At 61.3% G+C, this 18,732-nt stretch carries 9 protein-coding genes; 6 read left to right on the forward strand and 3 right to left on the reverse strand.

Annotation, left to right across the window (positions count from 1 at the left end):
- Positions 1-16: 16 nt before the first annotated feature.
- Positions 17-7,822, reverse strand: a complete 7,806-nt coding sequence (locus ACRDT3_RS10080; protein ID WP_431492858.1) for a prealbumin-like fold domain-containing protein — start codon at positions 7,820-7,822, stop codon at positions 17-19.
- A 908-nt stretch (positions 7,823-8,730) separates the two neighbouring features.
- Between ACRDT3_RS10080 and ACRDT3_RS10085 the strand changes: the two genes are divergently transcribed.
- The 3 genes from ACRDT3_RS10085 to ACRDT3_RS10095 are packed head-to-tail and all read left to right on the forward strand — an operon-like array spanning position 8,731 to position 11,739.
- Positions 8,731-9,810, forward strand: coding sequence for an efflux RND transporter periplasmic adaptor subunit (locus ACRDT3_RS10085; protein ID WP_431492859.1), 1,080 nt, complete (start codon positions 8,731-8,733; stop codon positions 9,808-9,810).
- Complete coding sequence (locus ACRDT3_RS10090) at positions 9,800-10,507, forward strand: ABC transporter ATP-binding protein (protein ID WP_431492860.1); 708 nt, start codon at positions 9,800-9,802, stop codon at positions 10,505-10,507. The genes ACRDT3_RS10085 and ACRDT3_RS10090 overlap by 11 nt, the downstream gene beginning before the upstream one ends.
- The gene (locus tag ACRDT3_RS10095; protein ID WP_431492861.1) at positions 10,504-11,739 is read left to right on the forward strand and encodes an ABC transporter permease; all 1,236 of its coding nucleotides are present in this window, start codon (positions 10,504-10,506) and stop codon (positions 11,737-11,739) included. The genes ACRDT3_RS10090 and ACRDT3_RS10095 overlap by 4 nt, the downstream gene beginning before the upstream one ends.
- 196 nt (positions 11,740-11,935) lie before the next feature.
- On the opposite strand, the gene ACRDT3_RS10100 is transcribed toward ACRDT3_RS10095, so the two are convergent.
- On the reverse strand, positions 11,936-12,073 hold the full coding sequence (locus tag ACRDT3_RS10100) for a hypothetical protein (protein ID WP_431492862.1): 138 nt from the start codon (positions 12,071-12,073) through the stop codon (positions 11,936-11,938).
- Between the two features lie 298 nt (positions 12,074-12,371).
- Positions 12,372-13,637, reverse strand: a complete 1,266-nt coding sequence (locus ACRDT3_RS10105; RefSeq protein ID WP_431492863.1) for a Fic family protein — start codon at positions 13,635-13,637, stop codon at positions 12,372-12,374.
- 1,312 nt (positions 13,638-14,949) lie between these two features.
- Here ACRDT3_RS10105 and ACRDT3_RS10110 point away from each other — a divergent pair.
- The 3 genes from ACRDT3_RS10110 (at position 14,950) to hpaE (ending at position 18,707) form a co-directional block, all read left to right on the forward strand.
- The gene (locus ACRDT3_RS10110) at positions 14,950-16,476 is read left to right on the forward strand and encodes a fumarylacetoacetate hydrolase family protein (protein WP_431492864.1); all 1,527 of its coding nucleotides are present in this window, start codon (positions 14,950-14,952) and stop codon (positions 16,474-16,476) included.
- On the forward strand, positions 16,476-17,135 hold the full coding sequence (locus tag ACRDT3_RS10115) for a GntR family transcriptional regulator (protein ID WP_431492865.1): 660 nt from the start codon (positions 16,476-16,478) through the stop codon (positions 17,133-17,135). Before ACRDT3_RS10110 ends, ACRDT3_RS10115 begins: the two co-directional genes overlap by 1 nt.
- 78 nt (positions 17,136-17,213) lie before the next feature.
- Entirely contained in the window at positions 17,214-18,707 is a 1,494-nt protein-coding gene (hpaE, locus tag ACRDT3_RS10120) for a 5-carboxymethyl-2-hydroxymuconate semialdehyde dehydrogenase (RefSeq protein WP_431492866.1), read from the forward strand.
- The last annotated feature ends 25 nt before the right edge of the window (positions 18,708-18,732 follow it).

Raw genomic sequence — 18,732 nt, forward strand, 5'->3', positions numbered from 1 at the left:
CCAGCTGGCGCGCGGACTATGGGTTCCGGCGACGGTACCGAAGCAGGATCAATGCTCCGGCGATAATCACCATTCCGGCAGCCCCTGCCAGCCACAACGAGCCTTGGTCAAGGCCGGTTGCCGCTAGTGGTGCTGGCTGGGCTGGTGGCGCTGCCGGCACCGGTGGTGCTGGTGGAGCCGGTGGCGCTGCCTGCGGAGCCTCGGCGCAAACTTCCACGTCCGCCGAATCCGAATTGTTCCCATCCTCGCCGGACTTCTCCGGAATCGAGGCGGTATTCGTCATCGTCTGGCACTTGCCGGCTACGCCGTCCAGAACCAGTTCGTACGTGAACTTCTTGCTCTGCTCCTGGGCCTTGACCTTGCCCAGTTCCCGCGGTTGGCCAGGATTGGTGTAGTCATCGAAGACCGTCACCATTTCATCCCTGGCCGATGCGGCCTCGAATTCCAGCGGCGCCTTGGCACTGGCCGTATGAGTTTCCCCATCCTCACCGGTCCAGCTGGCGGTCACCGTGTTCTCGTGGCCGGTGTAGTCGGCCTCGGCAACAGGTGTTTCGAAGGTGCAGCTGTACTTCACAGTGCTGGTTTCCCCGGCGGGGATCGCCAGCTTCCCATCCGCCAATCCTTCGATGGAGCAGGTGGCCCCTTCGATGGATATCGTGTCTTCCAGGAGCACTTGCGTGTCCTTGAAGTCGTTCGGATTGCCCAGGATGATCTCACCGGTTACGGTGAATTCCTGGTCCTCATATCCCTCCAGCATTGCCTCGACCGTGTACTCGGCCGTGGCTTGCCCATCAGCGTCAACCTCGAATTGCGTTTGCTTCGCATCCTTGCGGGCTGACCAGTTGTAGTCCCGGACGTACTGGGCTTCGGCGCTCTTGGCGATCATCAGGTCCTGCTCGATGCACAGTTGCAGGTCCACCGAGGATTCGTCCTTGCCGTTGCCATCGGTACTCTCATGCACTGCCGCGGTATTGGTGTATACCGTGCAGGTTCCCGCTTCGGGTTCCAATACTTGTTCGTATTCGAACTGCATTGGCGCTTGCGGGACGTGGACTTCTCCGAGCACTTTCGGCTCGGTTTCGGGATCCATCATGTCGTCGGTGACTATCACCGATTCGTCGGTGACTGCATCGATCTGGAAATCAACCGGTGCTTCAGCGCGCACTTCGCGATCATCGAAGGTGGCAATCACGGTATTGACTGCTCCTTCAAAGGCGTCGGTGGTAAGCCAGCTGGCGAGGTCGCATTCATACCGGGCCCCCAAGTTCTCCCCGGCATCGAGCACGACCTGCAATCCAGCGGCCGCCTCATCGGCGTCTTCCAGGTCGATCCGGCAGCTGGTGCCGGCGGTATCGATCCGGTCTTCCAAGGTGGCGGTGATGGAACCGAAGTCATTCGGATTCTGCACCTGCACCGTTCCATCCAGCCGCAGATTCTGCTCAGCCACTGCGGTGTTGCGGGCTTCCACCCAATAGCGGGCGGTGACGGTGCCATCCTCGTTCTGCGTGAGCTGGCTCTGGTCTATCTGCTTCTCTACCTCCCATTCGTAATCCAGATCCACCAGTCCCTGTGCGGTCTTCTGCAGGCCCAGGGCCTTCTGTCCGCAGATGGACACGGTGGTTGAGTCCTCGGCCCCGGTTTGATCGATCACCGCGGTGTTGGTGAACTCGGTGCAGGTGCCGGCTTGGGCCTGGTGGCGCAGGGTGTAGTCGAAGTCGATCGGGGTGCCTTCGGCATTCCAGATCGCTTCGCCCAGCACTACCGGCGTCTCGGGGTTGGTCTTGTCATCGATGACCGTGACCTGCTTATTGGTTTCAGCATCCAGCAGGTAGTCGACCGGTGCGGTTGACGTGGCCATCGAATCCTCGCCCCACGTTGCGGTGGCGGTATTGCTGCCGTGCAGCTGGGCGGGGGTACCCGAGCAGCTGTAAGGCAGTTGCACCGTGGCTCCGGCTCCGTCGCTGCCCACCGGGACCGCGACTTGAAGGCCCTCGGTTTGCGGATCGGCGTCCTCGGCGTCGATGGTGCAGGTGACCCCTTCGATGCTGATCTCGTCGGTGATGGTGGCTACCGTCGAGGCCGATTCGAAGTGGTTCGGATTCACCAGGATGATCATGCCGTTCACTTCATGGCCTGAATCCTCCGAACCGTCCGGAATGGCCGAAACGGTGTAGGAGAAGTCGGCGGTGCCGTCCTCGGCGACAGTGACCTCGGTGCGGTCTACCTTCTTCTCAAGATCCCAAAGGTAGGTCCGATCGAAGCTGGCCTCGGCATCCTTGGCAATCATCAGATCGAGCAAGCCGCATAGCTGCACGGTCGCCTCATCCCTCGGATCCTCCCCTGCCTGGATATCAACCCATGCGGTGTTCGTGTAGCTCATGCATTGCCCGGCGGGAGCATCATGTTCCAGCTGGTACTCGATGAGCACCGGCGAATCATCAATGTCCACGGTGCGCATCAGCACCGGCTCTTGTGGATTCGACTGGTCGTCCCAGATCTCGACCTCCCGATCGATTTGGGAGTCAATGGCGAACTCGATTGGCACCTGCGTGCTCGATGCCCGGTCGTCGCCCCAGCTGACCGTGGCGGTGTTGGTGCCGCCGCTGTAGGAACCGGCATCGACTCCCGCGGATACATCGCAGCTGTAGCCGACGGTGATCATCCCGTTGGCCGGGATGCTCACCAGCGATTCCGAGGTGGTGCAGGTGATCGATTCCAGATCGACAACGTCCTGGATCGTGGCGTCAATGCCCGTGTACTGGTTCGGGTTGGTGATGGTGATCTGGCCTTCCAGCACCCATCCCGAATCCTCGTACCCGGTGTTCTCCACCTTGATCACGTAGTCCACCGGTTCGCTGGCCGCGCCGTTGGTAGTGATCTGCTGGTCCTGGCCTTCGGCCAGCGACTTCTCGATCTGCCACTGGTAGGTGCGGTCGTACTCGGCCTCGACGGTCTTGCTGATCTCCAAGGCCGCCTCGCGGCAGGCTTCGGCGAGCGCATTGTCCGTCGCGGTGAATCCGTCATCGCCGGTGAGCGTGGCGACGTTCTCGAATACCTGGCAGGTGCCTGCCTGGTCCACGGTCCACGTCACCGAGTAGTCCCGGCTTTGCGGCCCATCGGCCACATCCACTGTCCACGCCGGATCGAACTCATGGGCGCTGTCCGTGATGGTCACCGTGTCGTTCAACGGCGTCTGGGTCCAGTCGGCTTCCGAGATTTCCACGGTATCCGAGTCCTGGCCGTTGACCGTGCTCAGCGCCTGGGCATCCCAATCCACGGTGGCGGTGTTGCTGCCGTTGTACTCCGGCTGGGATTCGAAGGTGCACGAGTAGGTCATCACCCATTCGGCCCCTGCGGGGATCACCGTTTGGAAGCCGGCTTGCTCGGCGGACATGTCCGCCACCGCTTCGCCCTGCACCCCGGTGATCGTGCAGCTCACGTCCCCGCCGACATCGGCGAAGTCCTGCACCGTGATCGGCGCGTCTTGCCAGTCGTTCGGGTTGGCGAGCGTGATTTCTCCGCTCATCGCCCAATTGCCATCCTCGTGGCCTTCGGGGGTCACGGTGATCCGGTAGTTCGCGGTGGCTTCACCGGTATTGGGGTTGGCTGCCAGCGGTTGCCCGGAGAGCAGTTCCTTGTCCATGCTCCACAGGTAGGAGCGGTCGAAGGAGGTCACGACGTTCTTGGCGATATCCAGATCGGCTCCGGCGCACACCGTGGCGCTGGCCGTGGCCGTGTTCTCTTCGCCCTCGCCGGTGGCCTCATCGAGCACTGCGGTATTGGTGTAGTCGGTGCAGGTTCCTGCCACGCCATCCAGTTCCACGTCGTACTCGAAGGTCTTCGGCGATTCCTGGGCCTTGGCGGTGCCAAGGACCGTTACCTGTCCTTCAACGGTCTTGTCATCGGTGATGGTGACTTCGCCGTCGGTCAGCAGTGCCTGCTCGAACCCGAAGCCGACTTCCGTTTCAGCCTGGCGCTCCTGGCCCCAGGTCACGGTTGCGGTATTCGTGTACTGGGCGGTGATGTCGGTGTCCGCGGGTACCTGGCAGTTGTAGCCAAGGGTGATGCTTTCACCGTCTCCCAGCACGATCTGGAAACCGTCAGCGCTTTCATCCGCGTCGGTGCCATCGATGGTGCAGCTGGCCGACGGGATGGAGAGCAGATCGGCCACCGTGGCCGTCAGGTCCCCGACTTGCGTGTTCGGGTTGCTGATGGTGATGGTTCCGGATACGGTCTTCGCGCTGTCCTGTGCGGCACCGGCGGTGGCCACTACCGTGTAGTGCGCGGTGGCCGTTCCGTTGCCGGCTACCGTGAATTCGCTCTGGTCCACTTGCTTGTCCAATGACCAGTCGTAGTCGCGTTCGTAGCTGGCGTCCACCTCCTTGGTGATTACCAGGTTCTTCTGGTCGCAGATGCTCACGTCCTGGGAATCTTCTAGATCCTCGCCGGCGAGATCGACCCACGAGGTATTCGTGAAGACCAGGCATTCATCGCGTGGCACTTCATAGGTGATCTCGTAGGTGAAGCTCTGCGGCGCTTCGGCGTAGTTCACGGTGCCCAGCAGTTCCGGGTCACCGGCTGGATCTGCCTGGTCATCCCAGACGTCAACGGATTCATCGGTGCTCTCATCCAGGGTGAACTCGATGGGCACCGGCTGGCTTTCGGCCTGCATTCCCTGGCCCCAGGTGATCACCGCGGTGTTGGTGTGGCCGGTGTAGTCGGCTTCCGCTACGGCCGATGCATCGCAGTTGTAGTCCGCGGTGATCGAGTCGCTGCGCGGCACCACCTGCTGCATGCCCGCCATTCCCGGATTCGTGTCCTCGGCCACGATGGTGCAGGCGGCCGAGAGGGTATTCTCGTCGCTGATCGTCACTTCGAGGTCTTCGAATTCGTTGGGATTGCTCACCGTGATGGATCCGGAAAGCTGCTGCCCGGAATCCTCGTAGCCGGTGTTCTTCACCAGCACCGTGTAGTCCACGGTGGCGGTTCCGTCTTCCTCGACCACGACATCTGGCGACTGGCCCTCGGTCAGCTGCTTGTCGATGCTCCACAAGTAGGTGCGGTCATATGAGGCCGTCACGTCCTTGGTTACGGTCAACCCTGCCTGGCGGCATGCTTCGATCTGGGCGTCATCGCTCTTGACCAGCTGGTTGCTTCCGGTGATCGTGGCGGTGTTCATGAAGCTCTGGCACTTGCCGGCCTCGTCCACGGTCCAGGTGTACGAATAGGTCCTGGTCTGCGGTCCATCGGAATAGCTGATGGTCCAGTCCGGATCGAATTCATGCAGCGGATCTGTCACGGTCACCGTGTCATTGAGCGGTGTCTGAGTCCAGTCGCCCGCATTGACCGGAACCACCTCGGTGGCGCTGGCCGATGCGGTGGAGGCGTCGCTGGCTGACCAGGTGGCTTCAGCGGTATTACTGCCTTCGTAGTTCGGCTGCGATCCGAATGTGCAGCTGTAGTTGAAGGTCAGCGTTTGGGAGGCGTCCAGTGTTGCCTGGAAGCCCGGTGCTCCCGGATCGGCGTCCATCGTGTCCGGTTCGCCGGCAATGCCGACCACCTGGCAGGTCGCGTCCCCGCCCACATCGACTTGGTCGCTGACCGTCACGTCAACGGCTTGCCAGTCATTGGGGTTGGAAACGGTGATGGTACCGCTCATGGCCCAGTCGCTGTCCGAATAGCTTTCGGGAGTGACGGTGACCGAGTATTGTGCGGTGAATTCTCCGGTTTCGGGATTCGCGGTGAATGGCTGCTCGCCCACGGCGTCCTTGACGATGCTCCAGTCGTAGCTGCGGTTGAAGCTGGAAACGACCAGTTTCTCGATGCTCAGGTCCTGGCCGATGCAGATTTCCACGGTGGCATTATCGGTCAGCGTTTCCCCGTCGTCTTCGGCGAGGCTGGCAATGTTCTCGTAGTCGGTGCATTCTCCGAGCACGCCGTCCCACTCGATGGTGTACGCGAAGGTCTTCGGGCTTTCCCCGGCTGTAACGGTGTTACCGCCTGCGATGCCCGAAAGGTCGATTTCGCTATCGGTGACGGTGACTTCATCGTCGGTAACCGTTGGCGAAACGGACGCGAAGTCGTAGTCGGCCGACCCGCTGGCTTGGCCATCCGTGCCATAGTAGGCATCCGGATCCCAGGTTGCGCTGACCGTGTTGGTACCGGCGCTGGTGGCGCTGGTTCCCTCGGGCAGGTCGCATTCGTAGGTGAAGGAATTCTCGCCTGGCTGGATGGTTACCGGATTGGCGATCGGCGTGCCGCCAGCGGAGATGACGCAATTGGCGCCATCCAACTGGTCGACCAGGGTGACCCCGGCCATTGCCGTATCGTTCGGGTTGGCCACGGTAATGGTGCCGGACAACTCGAAGTTGCTGTCCTGTGCCCCGCTGGCGGTGGCTACCACGTTGTAGTCGACTTCCACTCCGGTGGCAGTTGCCTTCACTGTGGCTTCCTGGCCTTCTGCCAAGGACTTGACCAGATCCCAGTCGTAGTCACGGTCATAGGATGCCTGGACATCTTTCTGGACGGTGAGCTCGTCGTAGGTGGTCTTCGTGTTGGTGAAGGTACAGGTGACTTCATCATTGTCGCCCAGCTCGAAGGTGATGGCCGAACCGCTGCGGATGGCGGCGGCGCCGGTGCAGGCGATCGAGGAAAGATTCCAGCCAGCTGGCAGGTCTGCTTCAGTAATGGTTACCGTAGATGGCGCCACGGTGTAGGTAACGCGATCGGGCAGGCTCGCACCGGTATCGGAATCGGCGCTGTCATCGAGGTTGAATGCCGTCGAGTCACCGAAGCGGTCCTCGGCGAGGGTGAACCCGAAATCAGTGCCATCGGCAGGAACCGCGTCCTTGATGACGGTCACGAAACCTGCTTGGACCGCCCCGGCCTGGATCTGGTTATCGCGTTGGCCAACGGACTTGCAGTTCAGCGATGAGATCACGACGTGATACGGCGAGCCGCTGATGGACGAAGCACCGGTTCCCGGTCCGTGGTCCAGCTCGGAAGCGATGTGCGCGTCGAAGTAGAGGGTGACACTTGACTCGTCGCCTTCTTCTCCGTCGACCATCAACGTGATGAAGACGGTGTCGACGCGGTCGTCCCCGGAGCCTTCATCGATAGTCCAGCCGGTAATCGTGGCACCGTCCACTGTCTGGTTGAGCAAATAATCATAGGCCCATTTGCCGGCCTGCTTGACCTGGTACTTGATGACCAGCTCGTTTTCGCCTGCGGGCAATGTCATTTCCAAGCGTTGGTGGACCACACCGCCCTCATAGAGCCCGTCGTGGACATTGCCGTTGGCGTAGGCGGGCATCTCATCGGATTTCTGCATGAAGGTGTTGATGGCGCCGTCATTCGCGTTGTATTCGCAAATCCGCGGAGCACCTGGCTCAAGGGCTGCGGCCGTGATCGGCTCGCTGGCCGCGGCCGAGGACTCGGTTGGATCTGCAGGGTCCGATACATCGGCCTTTGGTTGCGCAAGTTTCGGTGAAGCCTTGTCCACTGGCTTCTTCTCTGTCTTGGGCGCAGTGGATTCCACGGGTTGCGCTTCGGGTGCCGTCTGCGTGGTTTCCACGGCTTCCTGCTGTTCCGCCTTCTCAGGTTCAGGTGCAGTTGCCGGTTCTTCCTCAGGCGTCGTTGCCTTGGAACTATCTTCTGCTTCAGCGGCTGGCTGTTCTTCGGGTGCCGTTGCCTGGGCAGCTTCCTTGGTTTGGACTGCTGATTCCTCTGCGGACTCCGTCTCCAAGGCGGATGCGGAATCCTCCGGTACGGTTGCTGTCTCCGTGGCCTGCACTTCTTCCCCAACAGAAGTTTCGGCAGCCACTGCCATTCCCGGAATGGTCATGACAAAACACAAGGAAATTGACGAAATTATCGCCAAGAATGGCTTTAATGATCTTTTTAAAGTTGTTTTACGGCGCGAATTTGGCACAAAAGTGCCACGCCTTTGATGCCTAGACATTTCTCCCCCATACAAGAATGTCCAGGGTGGATCGCGCGGCGTGCAAGTACGATCCACCCGAAAAAGAGCGAGCGATAGTAAGGCTCTGACCTCAGATAATGAAAGCCTGGCCCATGATGTAGCCACCCCATGTGGCTCAACTGCTCAGGATAAATTCCCCAATGCATCTAAAGATGCGAAATGAATGCGAGTGTTTCAATTCGTCTTTAAATCCCCCAATTCAAGACAACGATATGTCGACATCCTACGCCGGCTTTCAGCTTATTGCCAGCAAATGGAGGGAATTAAATTTGACTGAAAATGAAGCGATTGATGCATTTCTTCCTCGATGGATTAAACGCGCTTGTCACCAGCGGTATTCTCGATCCTGGCAAACGCGGATCAACCGGAAGAGCGAGGCCTCGGAACCGCAACCAGCGCCCCCGACCCGCTTGCGATATGCGCAAGGGCTTGCGCCAACTGCAAAGTGGCAGAAGCACCCGGTTGCGCTCCTTCCCTGCTCCGCGCCGATACCAGGAGGCATGGCGATACGCTCCGGGCCCTTGATGCCTGCCGGTTGGTTCCGTGCTGCCGGGTTCTGGAAGCGGGGCATCGCGCCCCCTGCACACCGGGAAGGATCACTACGACCTTCAACTAGTTATTTGAGTACCCGCTCTGACCTGCAGAGTAAAAATAAATCTCAATCTGATAAAGGTTGAGCGTTTTCTCCGAATGAGCTTGGTAGTAGCTGAACACTTTGGTAATCATTGAAGGGTGAAAAGAGCAACCCTATGAGCCAACGACGCGCGTTCCGTCGCATTTTCCTTCCCGCTGCATGGCTAGTTATCGGCGCCTTGATCGCCGTCAGCCTCGTGAAACTCGCGTTTGCCGGCGGCACTACCGCCGCCGACGATGACCTGTTCCCGACCGGAGAGATCCCAGCCGAGACCATCTTTGCCGAGAAAGCAACGGTCGAGAACAAGCTGTCCATCCCTGGAACCATTAAGCTCACCGAATCGAAGGAGCTGAACGCGCCAGTGGACGGTGTTGTCAACTGGGCTTTCGTCAAGCCCGGCGACAACGTCACCCTCGGTGATCGCATCTTCCAGGTCCGCGCAGAATCCCAGCCAGAGAGCGTTGAGGCGAACGGCTCGGATAGTGAAGCTTCCGAGGACGAGCAGCAACCGCAGGAAGCTGCGCCAGTAGTGAAGTACCACGACGTCTACGCACCGGCCACGGGCAAGGTTGGCGCTTTCCAGATCGAGGTTGGCGATGACGTCACCAAGGGCACGGGACTCGGAGCGATCCAGCCCCAGGACTTCTTGGCAGTCGGTTCGATCGATCCGCTGGACCGCTACCGCTTGCTGGATGAAAGCCTCGAAGCAACGATCACCATTGATGGCGGACCGGAGCCATTCACCTGCAAGGACCTGTCTGTCGGTGACAGCGCTTCGAAGAAATCCAGCGCCGACTCCGCAGACCAGGACATGGAATCGCAGATGGATCCAATGGCGTCCGGGGAATCAGCTGAGAGCTCTTCGAGCAGCAAGATTTCTTGTGCTGTGCCGGCAGACATCGTGGTTTTCGACGGCCTGAGCATGAACATGGAAATTGATGCAGGCACCGCCGAGGACGTATTGACCGTACCGGTATCGGCTGTTCGCGGCTTGGTTGGCCAGGGCGCGGTGTGGAAGCTGGATGAAAATGGCAAGGAAATCCGCACCGAAGTAGAGCTTGGCGTGACCGATGGCAAGGTCATCGAAGTGATTTCAGGGCTGAAGGACGAGACTGAGATTCTCCGCTTTGTCCCAGGGTCCACCCCGGCACCTGAAGACATGATGGATATGGAGTCCTACCCAGATGAGTGGTGAGCCATTGCTGAAGCTCGAGAATGTCACGCGCAGCGTCCTGCTGCCCGATGACAGCGAGCTGCATATCCTCAACGGGATTGATCTCACCGTGTCCGAAGGCGATCACATTGCCATCGTCGGCCGTTCGGGTACCGGCAAGTCCACCCTGCTGAATATCCTCGGCCTGCTTGATCGGCCCACCAGCGGCAGCCTGCTGTGGCGCGGCAAGGACGCGACCCGGCTGAGCGCCAAGCAGGCAGCTCATGCTCGCGGCCGTGACCTCGGATTCGTTTTCCAGCAGTTCAACCTCTTGCCAGGACGCACTGCCCTTGAAAATGTCATGGCTCCGCTGATGTATGCCAGCGGCCGGGATTTCTGGAACCGGCGCAAGCTGGCAACCGAGGCGCTGGATCGCGTCGGGCTGGGCAACCGCTTGGACTCCATGCCCCAGACCCTCTCGGGCGGCGAGCAGCAGCGTGTGGCCATTGCCCGCGCGCTGGTACGGCGTCCGCGCGTGGTTCTCGCCGATGAGCCCACGGGTGCATTGGATGTCAGCACCGGGCGCGCGGTCATGGGCCTGCTGGATGCTGCCACGGTCGATTCAGGCGCAGCGCTGATCACCATCACGCACGATAGCAACGTGGCGGCCCTGGCCCGTGAACAGTTCCGACTGGACGGCGGGCGGCTGCATCCGCTCAGTGAGGTCGTGTTCTCATGAATACCCTTGCACGCTTAGGCACCGGCTTTGCGGCCGCATTGCTTGAGGCATGGCAGGAACTTCGCATCCACAAATTGCGTGTCCTGCTCTCCCTGGTTGGCGTCACCATCGCCGTGGCATCGCTGACCACCGCACTGGCCGGTGCTGGCATGGCCCGACAGATGATGACCGAAAGCCTTGAAAGCGAGGGCCGCCCGGCGATGATCACCACCTATGCCTACGACCCCCGCTCGGATGGCGGTCCGCAAGGCGGCGGTCCAGTCGCCAAGGCCTTCGATAAGACCAGTGAGCGCTTCAAGATCGACTACACCACCATGATCGGCCGCAACTACGGCCAGCAGGTCGCATCCCAGGGCATGGCTCTTGATGCGGAGGTCCTGGTGGTCGAACCGGACTACGCGCCCATGCACCGGCTTGTCATGGCCGAAGGGCGTTGGCTGGAAACCGAAGACGCGCAAAATCTTTCACCGGCAGTGGTGGTTGACCAGAACGTCATCAAGGAATTGGGGCTGGAAGGCCAGCGGCTGCCATTAACCGTCGACTTGATGAGCAACGGCAACGCCGTGTCCGTCACGGTCATCGGCACCTCCACCGCCCGGTCCTTCGGCATGTCCGGCCAGCTGTGGATGCTGCCGGCCACCTATGAGCACTGGTTCTCGGGCCAAACCCCGCTGGATGAAGTTTCCTACAAGATGTGGGTGCCCATCGAGGGGTCCGAGGAGTTGGCCATGCGCTTTGGCCAGCAGCTGCAGGCGGAGCTTCCGGGATTCACGGTTGAATCGCACCGCCAGGATTATCTGATGTGGGGTGCCGATGAAAGCCTGAAGCAGCTGGCGATGGTGGTTGCCGGCATTGCCGTCATCATCTTGCTGCTTGGTTCCCTGAGCCTGCTGAACGTTGCCATGGTGACGATGAAGCAGCGCATCCGCGAAGTGGGTATCCGCCGCAGCTTCGGCGCAACCACCGGCCGGGTGTTCTTCTCGGTGATGATGGAGAGCGTTGTGGCTACCGCAGTGGCCGGTGGCCTGGGCGTGCTGATCTCGGTGGCCTTGGTATCCAACGAAAACCTGCTGAGCATGGTGCTGGCTACCGAGCTGGACCAGATGCCGGGCTTCCCGCTCGATGCCGCCCTGCTTGGCATGGGAGTCTCCGTCGCCGTGGGCGCGCTCACCGGCGTGCTTCCGGCGCTCGTGGCAGCGCGCGTGAAGATTGTGGATGCCATTCGCGTCTAGTACGCAAATTAGCTAGCCCGGGGATTCCATGAAGATGGGCAGTCATTGATGTCGAAGCGGTTCTGACTGCGGCGCTCCCCGCCCGCTTCACGCAACGGAGCGGAGATCGGAGGGTGGTGACTGCCTTGGATCCGGAAGGCGGTCTGCCACGTAGCCGCGACGAGCATGAGCCCGGTTGCCGGGCAGACCGTTCTTTCTACCAACTGCCGGAACCTTCCGAGAACGCATCGATGGCAGCGGCCAGCTCCGCACCCCGGTCTTCGCGAATTGCGGAGATCGGGGTGTCTTCGCCCGGTATTGAATTGCCTCCGATGAAAGAACTATCGGGCGACATGGCCTCCTTCTTGGGGTTTGACGCGAGTCCATTGCGAATGTGCCAGCTGGAGGCGTTGCCGGCTGGCTGGGCCAGGAACCGGCCCGGTTGGGTTTGACCAGCGCGACGGCTGCTTTCGGTCTCTAATCCCGGCCAGGGCTGCAACCAACGTGGGGCTCAGGGCGTCATTGAGTGCTCGCGCGACCTGATGGATATCCATGCGAGCGGCGCGTCCATGAGCTTGGTTTCGTGTGAAGGTGGCCGCATCTCCACAACACCTCGAACGCACGCAAAACAGACCGTGAAAATCCTTGTTTCCTTAGCCCCGGCTGCGGCGGCCAGCCCTGGCAGCGAAGTTGTCTAATGCCTCGATGACCCTGGGGGCGATCCACACCCTGTGGCCGTTGACATGGCCTACCGGCTTCAGCGCACCCACCTGTTCCAGGTGTTCGATGTTGCGATACGCAGCACTGGAGGATTGGCCAGCTGTTTCGCTGAGCATCCGGGCGGTGATGGCCGGCTCGCGCACGATCAGTTCCGTGGCCCGCTTCAGCCCTTCCCCCGGGGTGCGGCCGAAGCTGGTGTAGATCTCTTGGCGGATATTGCCGATGTCTTGGGCCAGCTGCCGACCATTAGCTGTGGCGCGGAACGTGGACTCGGCAAACATCTGCACGATCGGCTCGATATCCCCCTCGCGGAACGCGCCCAGCGCATCGAAATACGCCTTGGTGTCAGTCAGCAAACCGGAGGAGACCGGGATCGTAACCTTCTCCGTAACCCCCTTGTTCCTGAGCATGGAACCCACCAGGGCGCGCCCGGTGCGGCCATTGCCATCCGGGAATGGGTGGATGGTCTCGAATTGCGCGTGGGCGATCGCCGCTTGAGTCAACGCCGGAATGTCATCGCGCTGCATGAATCGGATCAGGTCGCCCATGGCTTCAGGTATGCGCTCATGGCTTGGCGGCACGAACATTGCCGCATGGGGCGAGTTGCCGCCAATCCACACCGCCTCGGTGCGGTATCGGCCAGCCATCTGGGGCTGCGAGGCATCAAGCAGCGCCTTGTGCATGGCCAAGATGTTGGTTTCCTCTAAACAGTCAGCCAACTCCACTGCCGCCACCATCGCGGAGATGTTTGAGGCTACCAAGGCCGCATTGCTACTGGAACGTTCGCCCAGCTGCGCCAGGGCGATGCGTTTCGCCCCCACGGTCAGGTTCTCGATCTGGGAGCTGGCCGCTGATTCGCTGCGCAGCAGCAGAGCCGCGAATGGTGCGGCGTCGTCACCCAAGTCCCGGTCAAACCGGACCGTTTCGATGGTCGCTTCCTCGACCAGCGCTGCGGTCTGGCCGGAAACCATGGGGTGGGAATCGGCGATGCTGGGAACGACGGCAGCCTGGTACGGCCCGCGGGCACGCAAGCGCTGGCGCCGCGACTGGGACGGGTCATGGATGGTTTCCCACTGCTTATCCTCGTAGGCAATGGATGGCCAGCCGGCCGCCGGTAATCTGATTTCCGATTCGGGGCGTTGGTGTTGCCAGAACTGGCCACCGGCGCGGATGCCGCGCGGGACACGTGGTTGATCCAAGGAGCCACCCCTTTCCATGGTGGGAATGATTCACACCTATATTCCCACATTTTTCAAATATGGGAATATAGGGCTAGCAGGTTCCCACTCGGGGCCCCGCCCCTGCTGAGCCTGCCACGCTCGGATTGGAAGACTGATATGGCCAGCCGGCAATGGATATTCGGACCAGATAGTGGACCACTCCCAGGTGCTGTTCCAGCAGTCCTGGGCGGTTGGCCTCAGCCCTTTCCAATGGCTGCCCGTCCGAATCCAGCCCACACAGCACAGCTCCCGGATTCGGATCCCCACTGGGAAGGATGTGCTCCGGGAGCACCTGCTCATGCTCCGTCGAGGAGATGAAGCACCCGCCAGGATCTCCGGCAACTTTGGCGACCAAGCGGGCCTCGGAGTCGCCACACCCGGTGATATGAATTTGGCTTTCGACGCGCCACAAGAATCCGACCCCGTCGACCACTAGCTATGCAGGGCGCTTCGCGCAGGCTGGTGAGACGCTCCTGGCAATTGGCTATTGCAAACTTCATGATGTCCTCTAGATCAGCCGGGTCATCCCGTCCCGGCAACGGCCGGCATCCTGGCTAAGCAGGGGCAGGGTGACTCGAGACGAACACCCTTCAACGGTGAAGTCCATGCTCCCGGTTGTTCACGCAGCGCGGGAGTTACTTAGCTTCTGATAGCGCTCCTGGCATCGGCCACTAAATGGATACCCCTTTAATCATTAAAGCGAATTCACGCCGGCAGATCACCAATATCCCCAATCGGCTCTGTGAATTCACGACTTCACTCCTGCTGGAATAAACCACGGTGAGAGCTGGACTGAATCCAGGAATCAATGCCGCAACCGGAATCACCAGCGCCTGCGCCCCTTCGACCCGGACTCAATTCGTCAGGCGCGTGATCCTGGCAAGCTTTCCTCTCCTACGACAAAATCCGACCTACGGGCCAAGCTCTGAAAATAGTTATTACTGCCATACGCAACATAAATCCGTCCAAAATCTTGCCGAGTCGTTGGCCAGAGATTTTTCTTCGGCCAACGCCGTTTTAACGCCTTCCATGTTCCCTGGCGGAACATCAGATCCACTCCCGGACCAAGTGGCCGTCGGGTTTCCGGCCGGCATTGTGTGCTGCCATACATCCGATCCGGCACCCCGCAATTGCCTGTTTTGAAAAACTTCAGATCTCGAGGAATTTCCCGTGATCCTGCGGATTTCCAGGCCTGCGCTGCAATCATTTCCGGAGATTTCCAAGGCCCACTTGACACCGTTTGAGATTCGGAGCACACTGATCGTATACGATTTGATGTACGAGATGATGCATGACGAAAGCAGGCCGATCAACGGTGAGCAATATTGTCCCAGTAACCGAAGAGACCTTCGCGCAGGCAGGCAAGATCCTGGCCGTACACCTTAGCTACTCCTCGCGTGCGGCGCAGCGCGGACGCACCCCGAAGTTCCCCAGCTACTTCATGAAGGCCACCAGCTCGCTGGCCGCCAGCGGTTCCACGGTGGAACGCCCTGCCGGCACCGAACTGCTCGCCTTCGAGGGCGAGATCGCACTGATCATCGGCAAGACCGCTCGCCGCGTCTCGGCAGAAGAAGCCTGGGGCTATGTCGGGCAGGTCACCGCATCGAACGACCTTGGCGTGCACGACATGAAGTACGCGGACAAGGGCTCGAACATCCGCTCCAAGTCCGGCGACGGCTACACCCCGGTGGGCCCCAACGCATTGGATGCTTCCACCCTGGATCCTGCCAAGCTGCGCGTGCAGACCTGGGTCAACGGCAAGCTCGCCCAGGACGCCGACACCTCCGAGCTGCTCTTCTCCTTCGCAACCATCATCGCTGACCTGTCCCAGCAGATGACCCTGCAGCCAGGGGATATGATCCTCACCGGCACCCCGGCCGGCTCCACCGTCTTCTTCCCCGGCGACGTTGTCGAGGTCGAGGTCACCGACCTGGTCTCCGGCGCCACTACCGGCAAGCTGAAGACCACCGCCACCGAGGGCACCGCAGCCTTCGCCGCTTTCGGCAACCAGCCAAAGGTCACCGACAAGGACAAGGAAGATGCCTACGGCGATCGCGAAACCGCCGGCATGGCCCCTATCATCACCGGCAAGGACGTACTGACCGACAAGGTCCGCGAGCAGCTGGCTTCGGTTGCTACCGCCACCTTGTCCGCCACCTTGCGCAAGCGCGGACTGAACAACGTGAACATCGAGGTCCCCGGTGCCACCAAGGGCATGCAGCGCGTGATCGGCACCGCCCGCACCCTGCGCTACATCCCCAACCGCGAGGACCTGTTCAAGGCCCACGGCGCCGGCTACAACATGCAGAAGCAGTCCATCGACTCGCTCAAGGACGGCGAAATCCTGGTCATGGAAGCCCGCGGCGAGACCGGCTCGGCCACCCTGGGCGACATCCTGGCCCTGCGCTCCCAGCAGCTCGGCGCCGCCGGCATCATCTCCGATGGCGGCGTACGGGACCTGGACGCCGTGTCCAACCTGGAAATCCCGGTCTTCTACAACGGCGCCCACCCAGCGGTTCTCGGCCGAAAGCACGTGGCCTGGGACAAGGACATCACTGTGGCCTGCGGCGGCGTTTCGGTCCAGCCAGGCGATGTGATCGTGGCCGACTCCGATGGCATCGTGGTCATCCCGCCAGCCATGGTTGCCGAGGTTGCCGCTGAAGCTGCGGTGACCGAATCAAATGACGAATTCATCTTCGCCATGGTCCAGCGCGGCCACGGCATCGAGGGACTGTTCCCGATGAACGATGCGTGGAAGAGCAAGTACAACGCCTGGAAGGACGCAGGCAGCCCGGATCTGGACTCATGGTCGCTGTAATGACCGCCTCCAAGTCCGAAGCCGCCTACCAGCTGGTTTCCGAGCGCATCGTCAACGGGGCGTACTCCCCCGGTTATCGGCTGGTGCTGGGCACCATCGCCGATGAGCTGGGCTGCTCCGTGGTTCCGGTGCGCGAGGCGATCCGCCGGCTGGAAGCCGAGGGCCTGGTCCATTTCACCCGCAACGTCGGGGCGACGGTGGCCCACGTGGATTCCACCCTGTACCTGCACACCATGCAGACCCTGATGATCATCGAGCCGGCAGCTACCGCGCTGGCCGCCGATGCCATGGACGCCGCCTGGCTTGCCAAGGCAAGGGCGCTGAACGAGAAGATGCGCCAATGCCTGGCGGATTTCGATCCGGTGGCCTTCACCCGGATGAATACCGAATTCCACCAGCTGCTCTACGGCCAGTGCCCCAATCCGCACATCCTGGACCTGGTCCAGCGCGGATGGCGCCGGCTGGCAGCGATGCGAGCCAGCAGCTTCACCCACATTCCCAACCGGGCTCGCGCCTCGGTGGAGGAGCATGAGGCGCTGCTGGATCTGATCGGCAACCATGCCACCCCGGCGCAGATCGAAGCGGCCTGCCGGGACCACCGCTCGAATACGCTCAACGCCTATTTGAAAGCGGCCGGCATGGCGCCTAGCGCCATCTAGCCAGCAGCACCAAGAACTTTCATAGATTTGCCAAAACCCAGCCGGTGAAAACACCGGAACAGCACGAAAGGAACTGCCATGAGCAAGCACTTCGTACCGGAAAACCTTCCGACCCACCTTCAGCACTACATCAACGGCGAATTCGTTGACTCCATCGGCGGAGCCACCTTCGACGTGCAGGAACCGGTAAGCAACACCAACTACGCCACCGTGGCTTCGGCGCAGCCCGAGGACGTGGACCTGGCCGTTGCCGCCGCCGACAAGGCCTTCAAGGAAGGCCCATGGTCCAAGATGCTGCCACGCGAGCGTTCCCGCGTGCTGCACAAGATCGCTGACATCGTCGAGTCCCGCGACGAAGAGCTCTCGCTGCTCGAGTCCTACGACTCCGGCCTGCCGATCACCCAGGCCAAGGGCCAGGCCCGCCGCGCCGCGGAGAACTTCCGCTTCTTCGCCGACCTGATCGTCGCGCAGGTGGACAACTCCTTCCGCGTCCCAGGACGCCAGATGAACTACGTGAACCGCAAGCCGATTGGCGTCGCGGCGCTGATCACCCCGTGGAACGTTCCGTTCATGCAGGAATCCTGGAAGCTGGCCCCGGCCCTGGCTACCGGCAACTCGGTGGTTCTCAAGCCTGCCAGCTACACCCCGCTCTCCGCTGGCCTGTGGCCAGAAATCTTCCGCGAAGCCGGCCTGCCAGAGGGCGTCTTCAACCTGATCTTCGGTTCCGGCGGTGTCGCCGGCGACTACCTGGTCAAGCACCCGGATGTGCCGCTGGTGTCCTTCACCGGCGACTCCTCGACCGGCGCCACCATCTCCACCGCGGCCGCGCCATTCTTCAAGGGCCTGTCCCTGGAGCTCGGCGGCAAGTCCCCTGCAGTGGTCTTCGCCGACGCTGACCTGGAAGCAGCCCTGGACGCCACCGTCTTCGGCGTGTTCTCGCTGAACGGCGAGCGTTGCACCGCCGGCTCCCGCGTGCTGGTCCAGCGCGATATCTACGATGATTTCGTAGCCAAGTTCGCAGAACGCGCCAAGAACATCCGCGTTGGCCTGCCAAGCGACCCGAAGACCGAAGTCGGCGCGCTGGTGCACCCTAACCACTTCGAGAAGGTCATGAGCTACATCGAGATCGGCAAGACCGAAGGCCGCTTGCTGGCCGGCGGTGGCCGCGCAGAGGGCTTCGAAGAGGGCAACTACGTTGCTCCGACCGTCTTCGCCGATGTGGCTCCGGATGCGCAGATCTTCCAGGACGAGATCTTCGGCCCGGTTGTTGCCATCACCCCGTTCGACACCGACGAGCAAGCACTGGAACTGGCCAACAACACCAAGTACGGCCTGGCAGCCTACGTGTGGACTTCCAACCTGAAGCGCGCGCACAACTTCGCGCACCAGATCGATTCGGGCATGGTGTGGCTGAACTCGAACAACGTCCGCGACCTGCGCACCCCATTCGGCGGCGTGAAGGCTTCGGGCCTGGGCCGCGAAGGCGGGTACCGCTCGGTGGACTTCTACACCACCCAGCAGTCCATCCAGATCACCCTGAACGAAGCGCACTCCCCTAAGTTCGGCGTCTAGGAAGCACGCGCTTCCCGCCACTAGT

It is taken from the genome of Glutamicibacter sp. (genome assembly GCF_050701915.1).
Lineage (GTDB): Bacteria > Actinomycetota > Actinomycetes > Actinomycetales > Micrococcaceae > Glutamicibacter.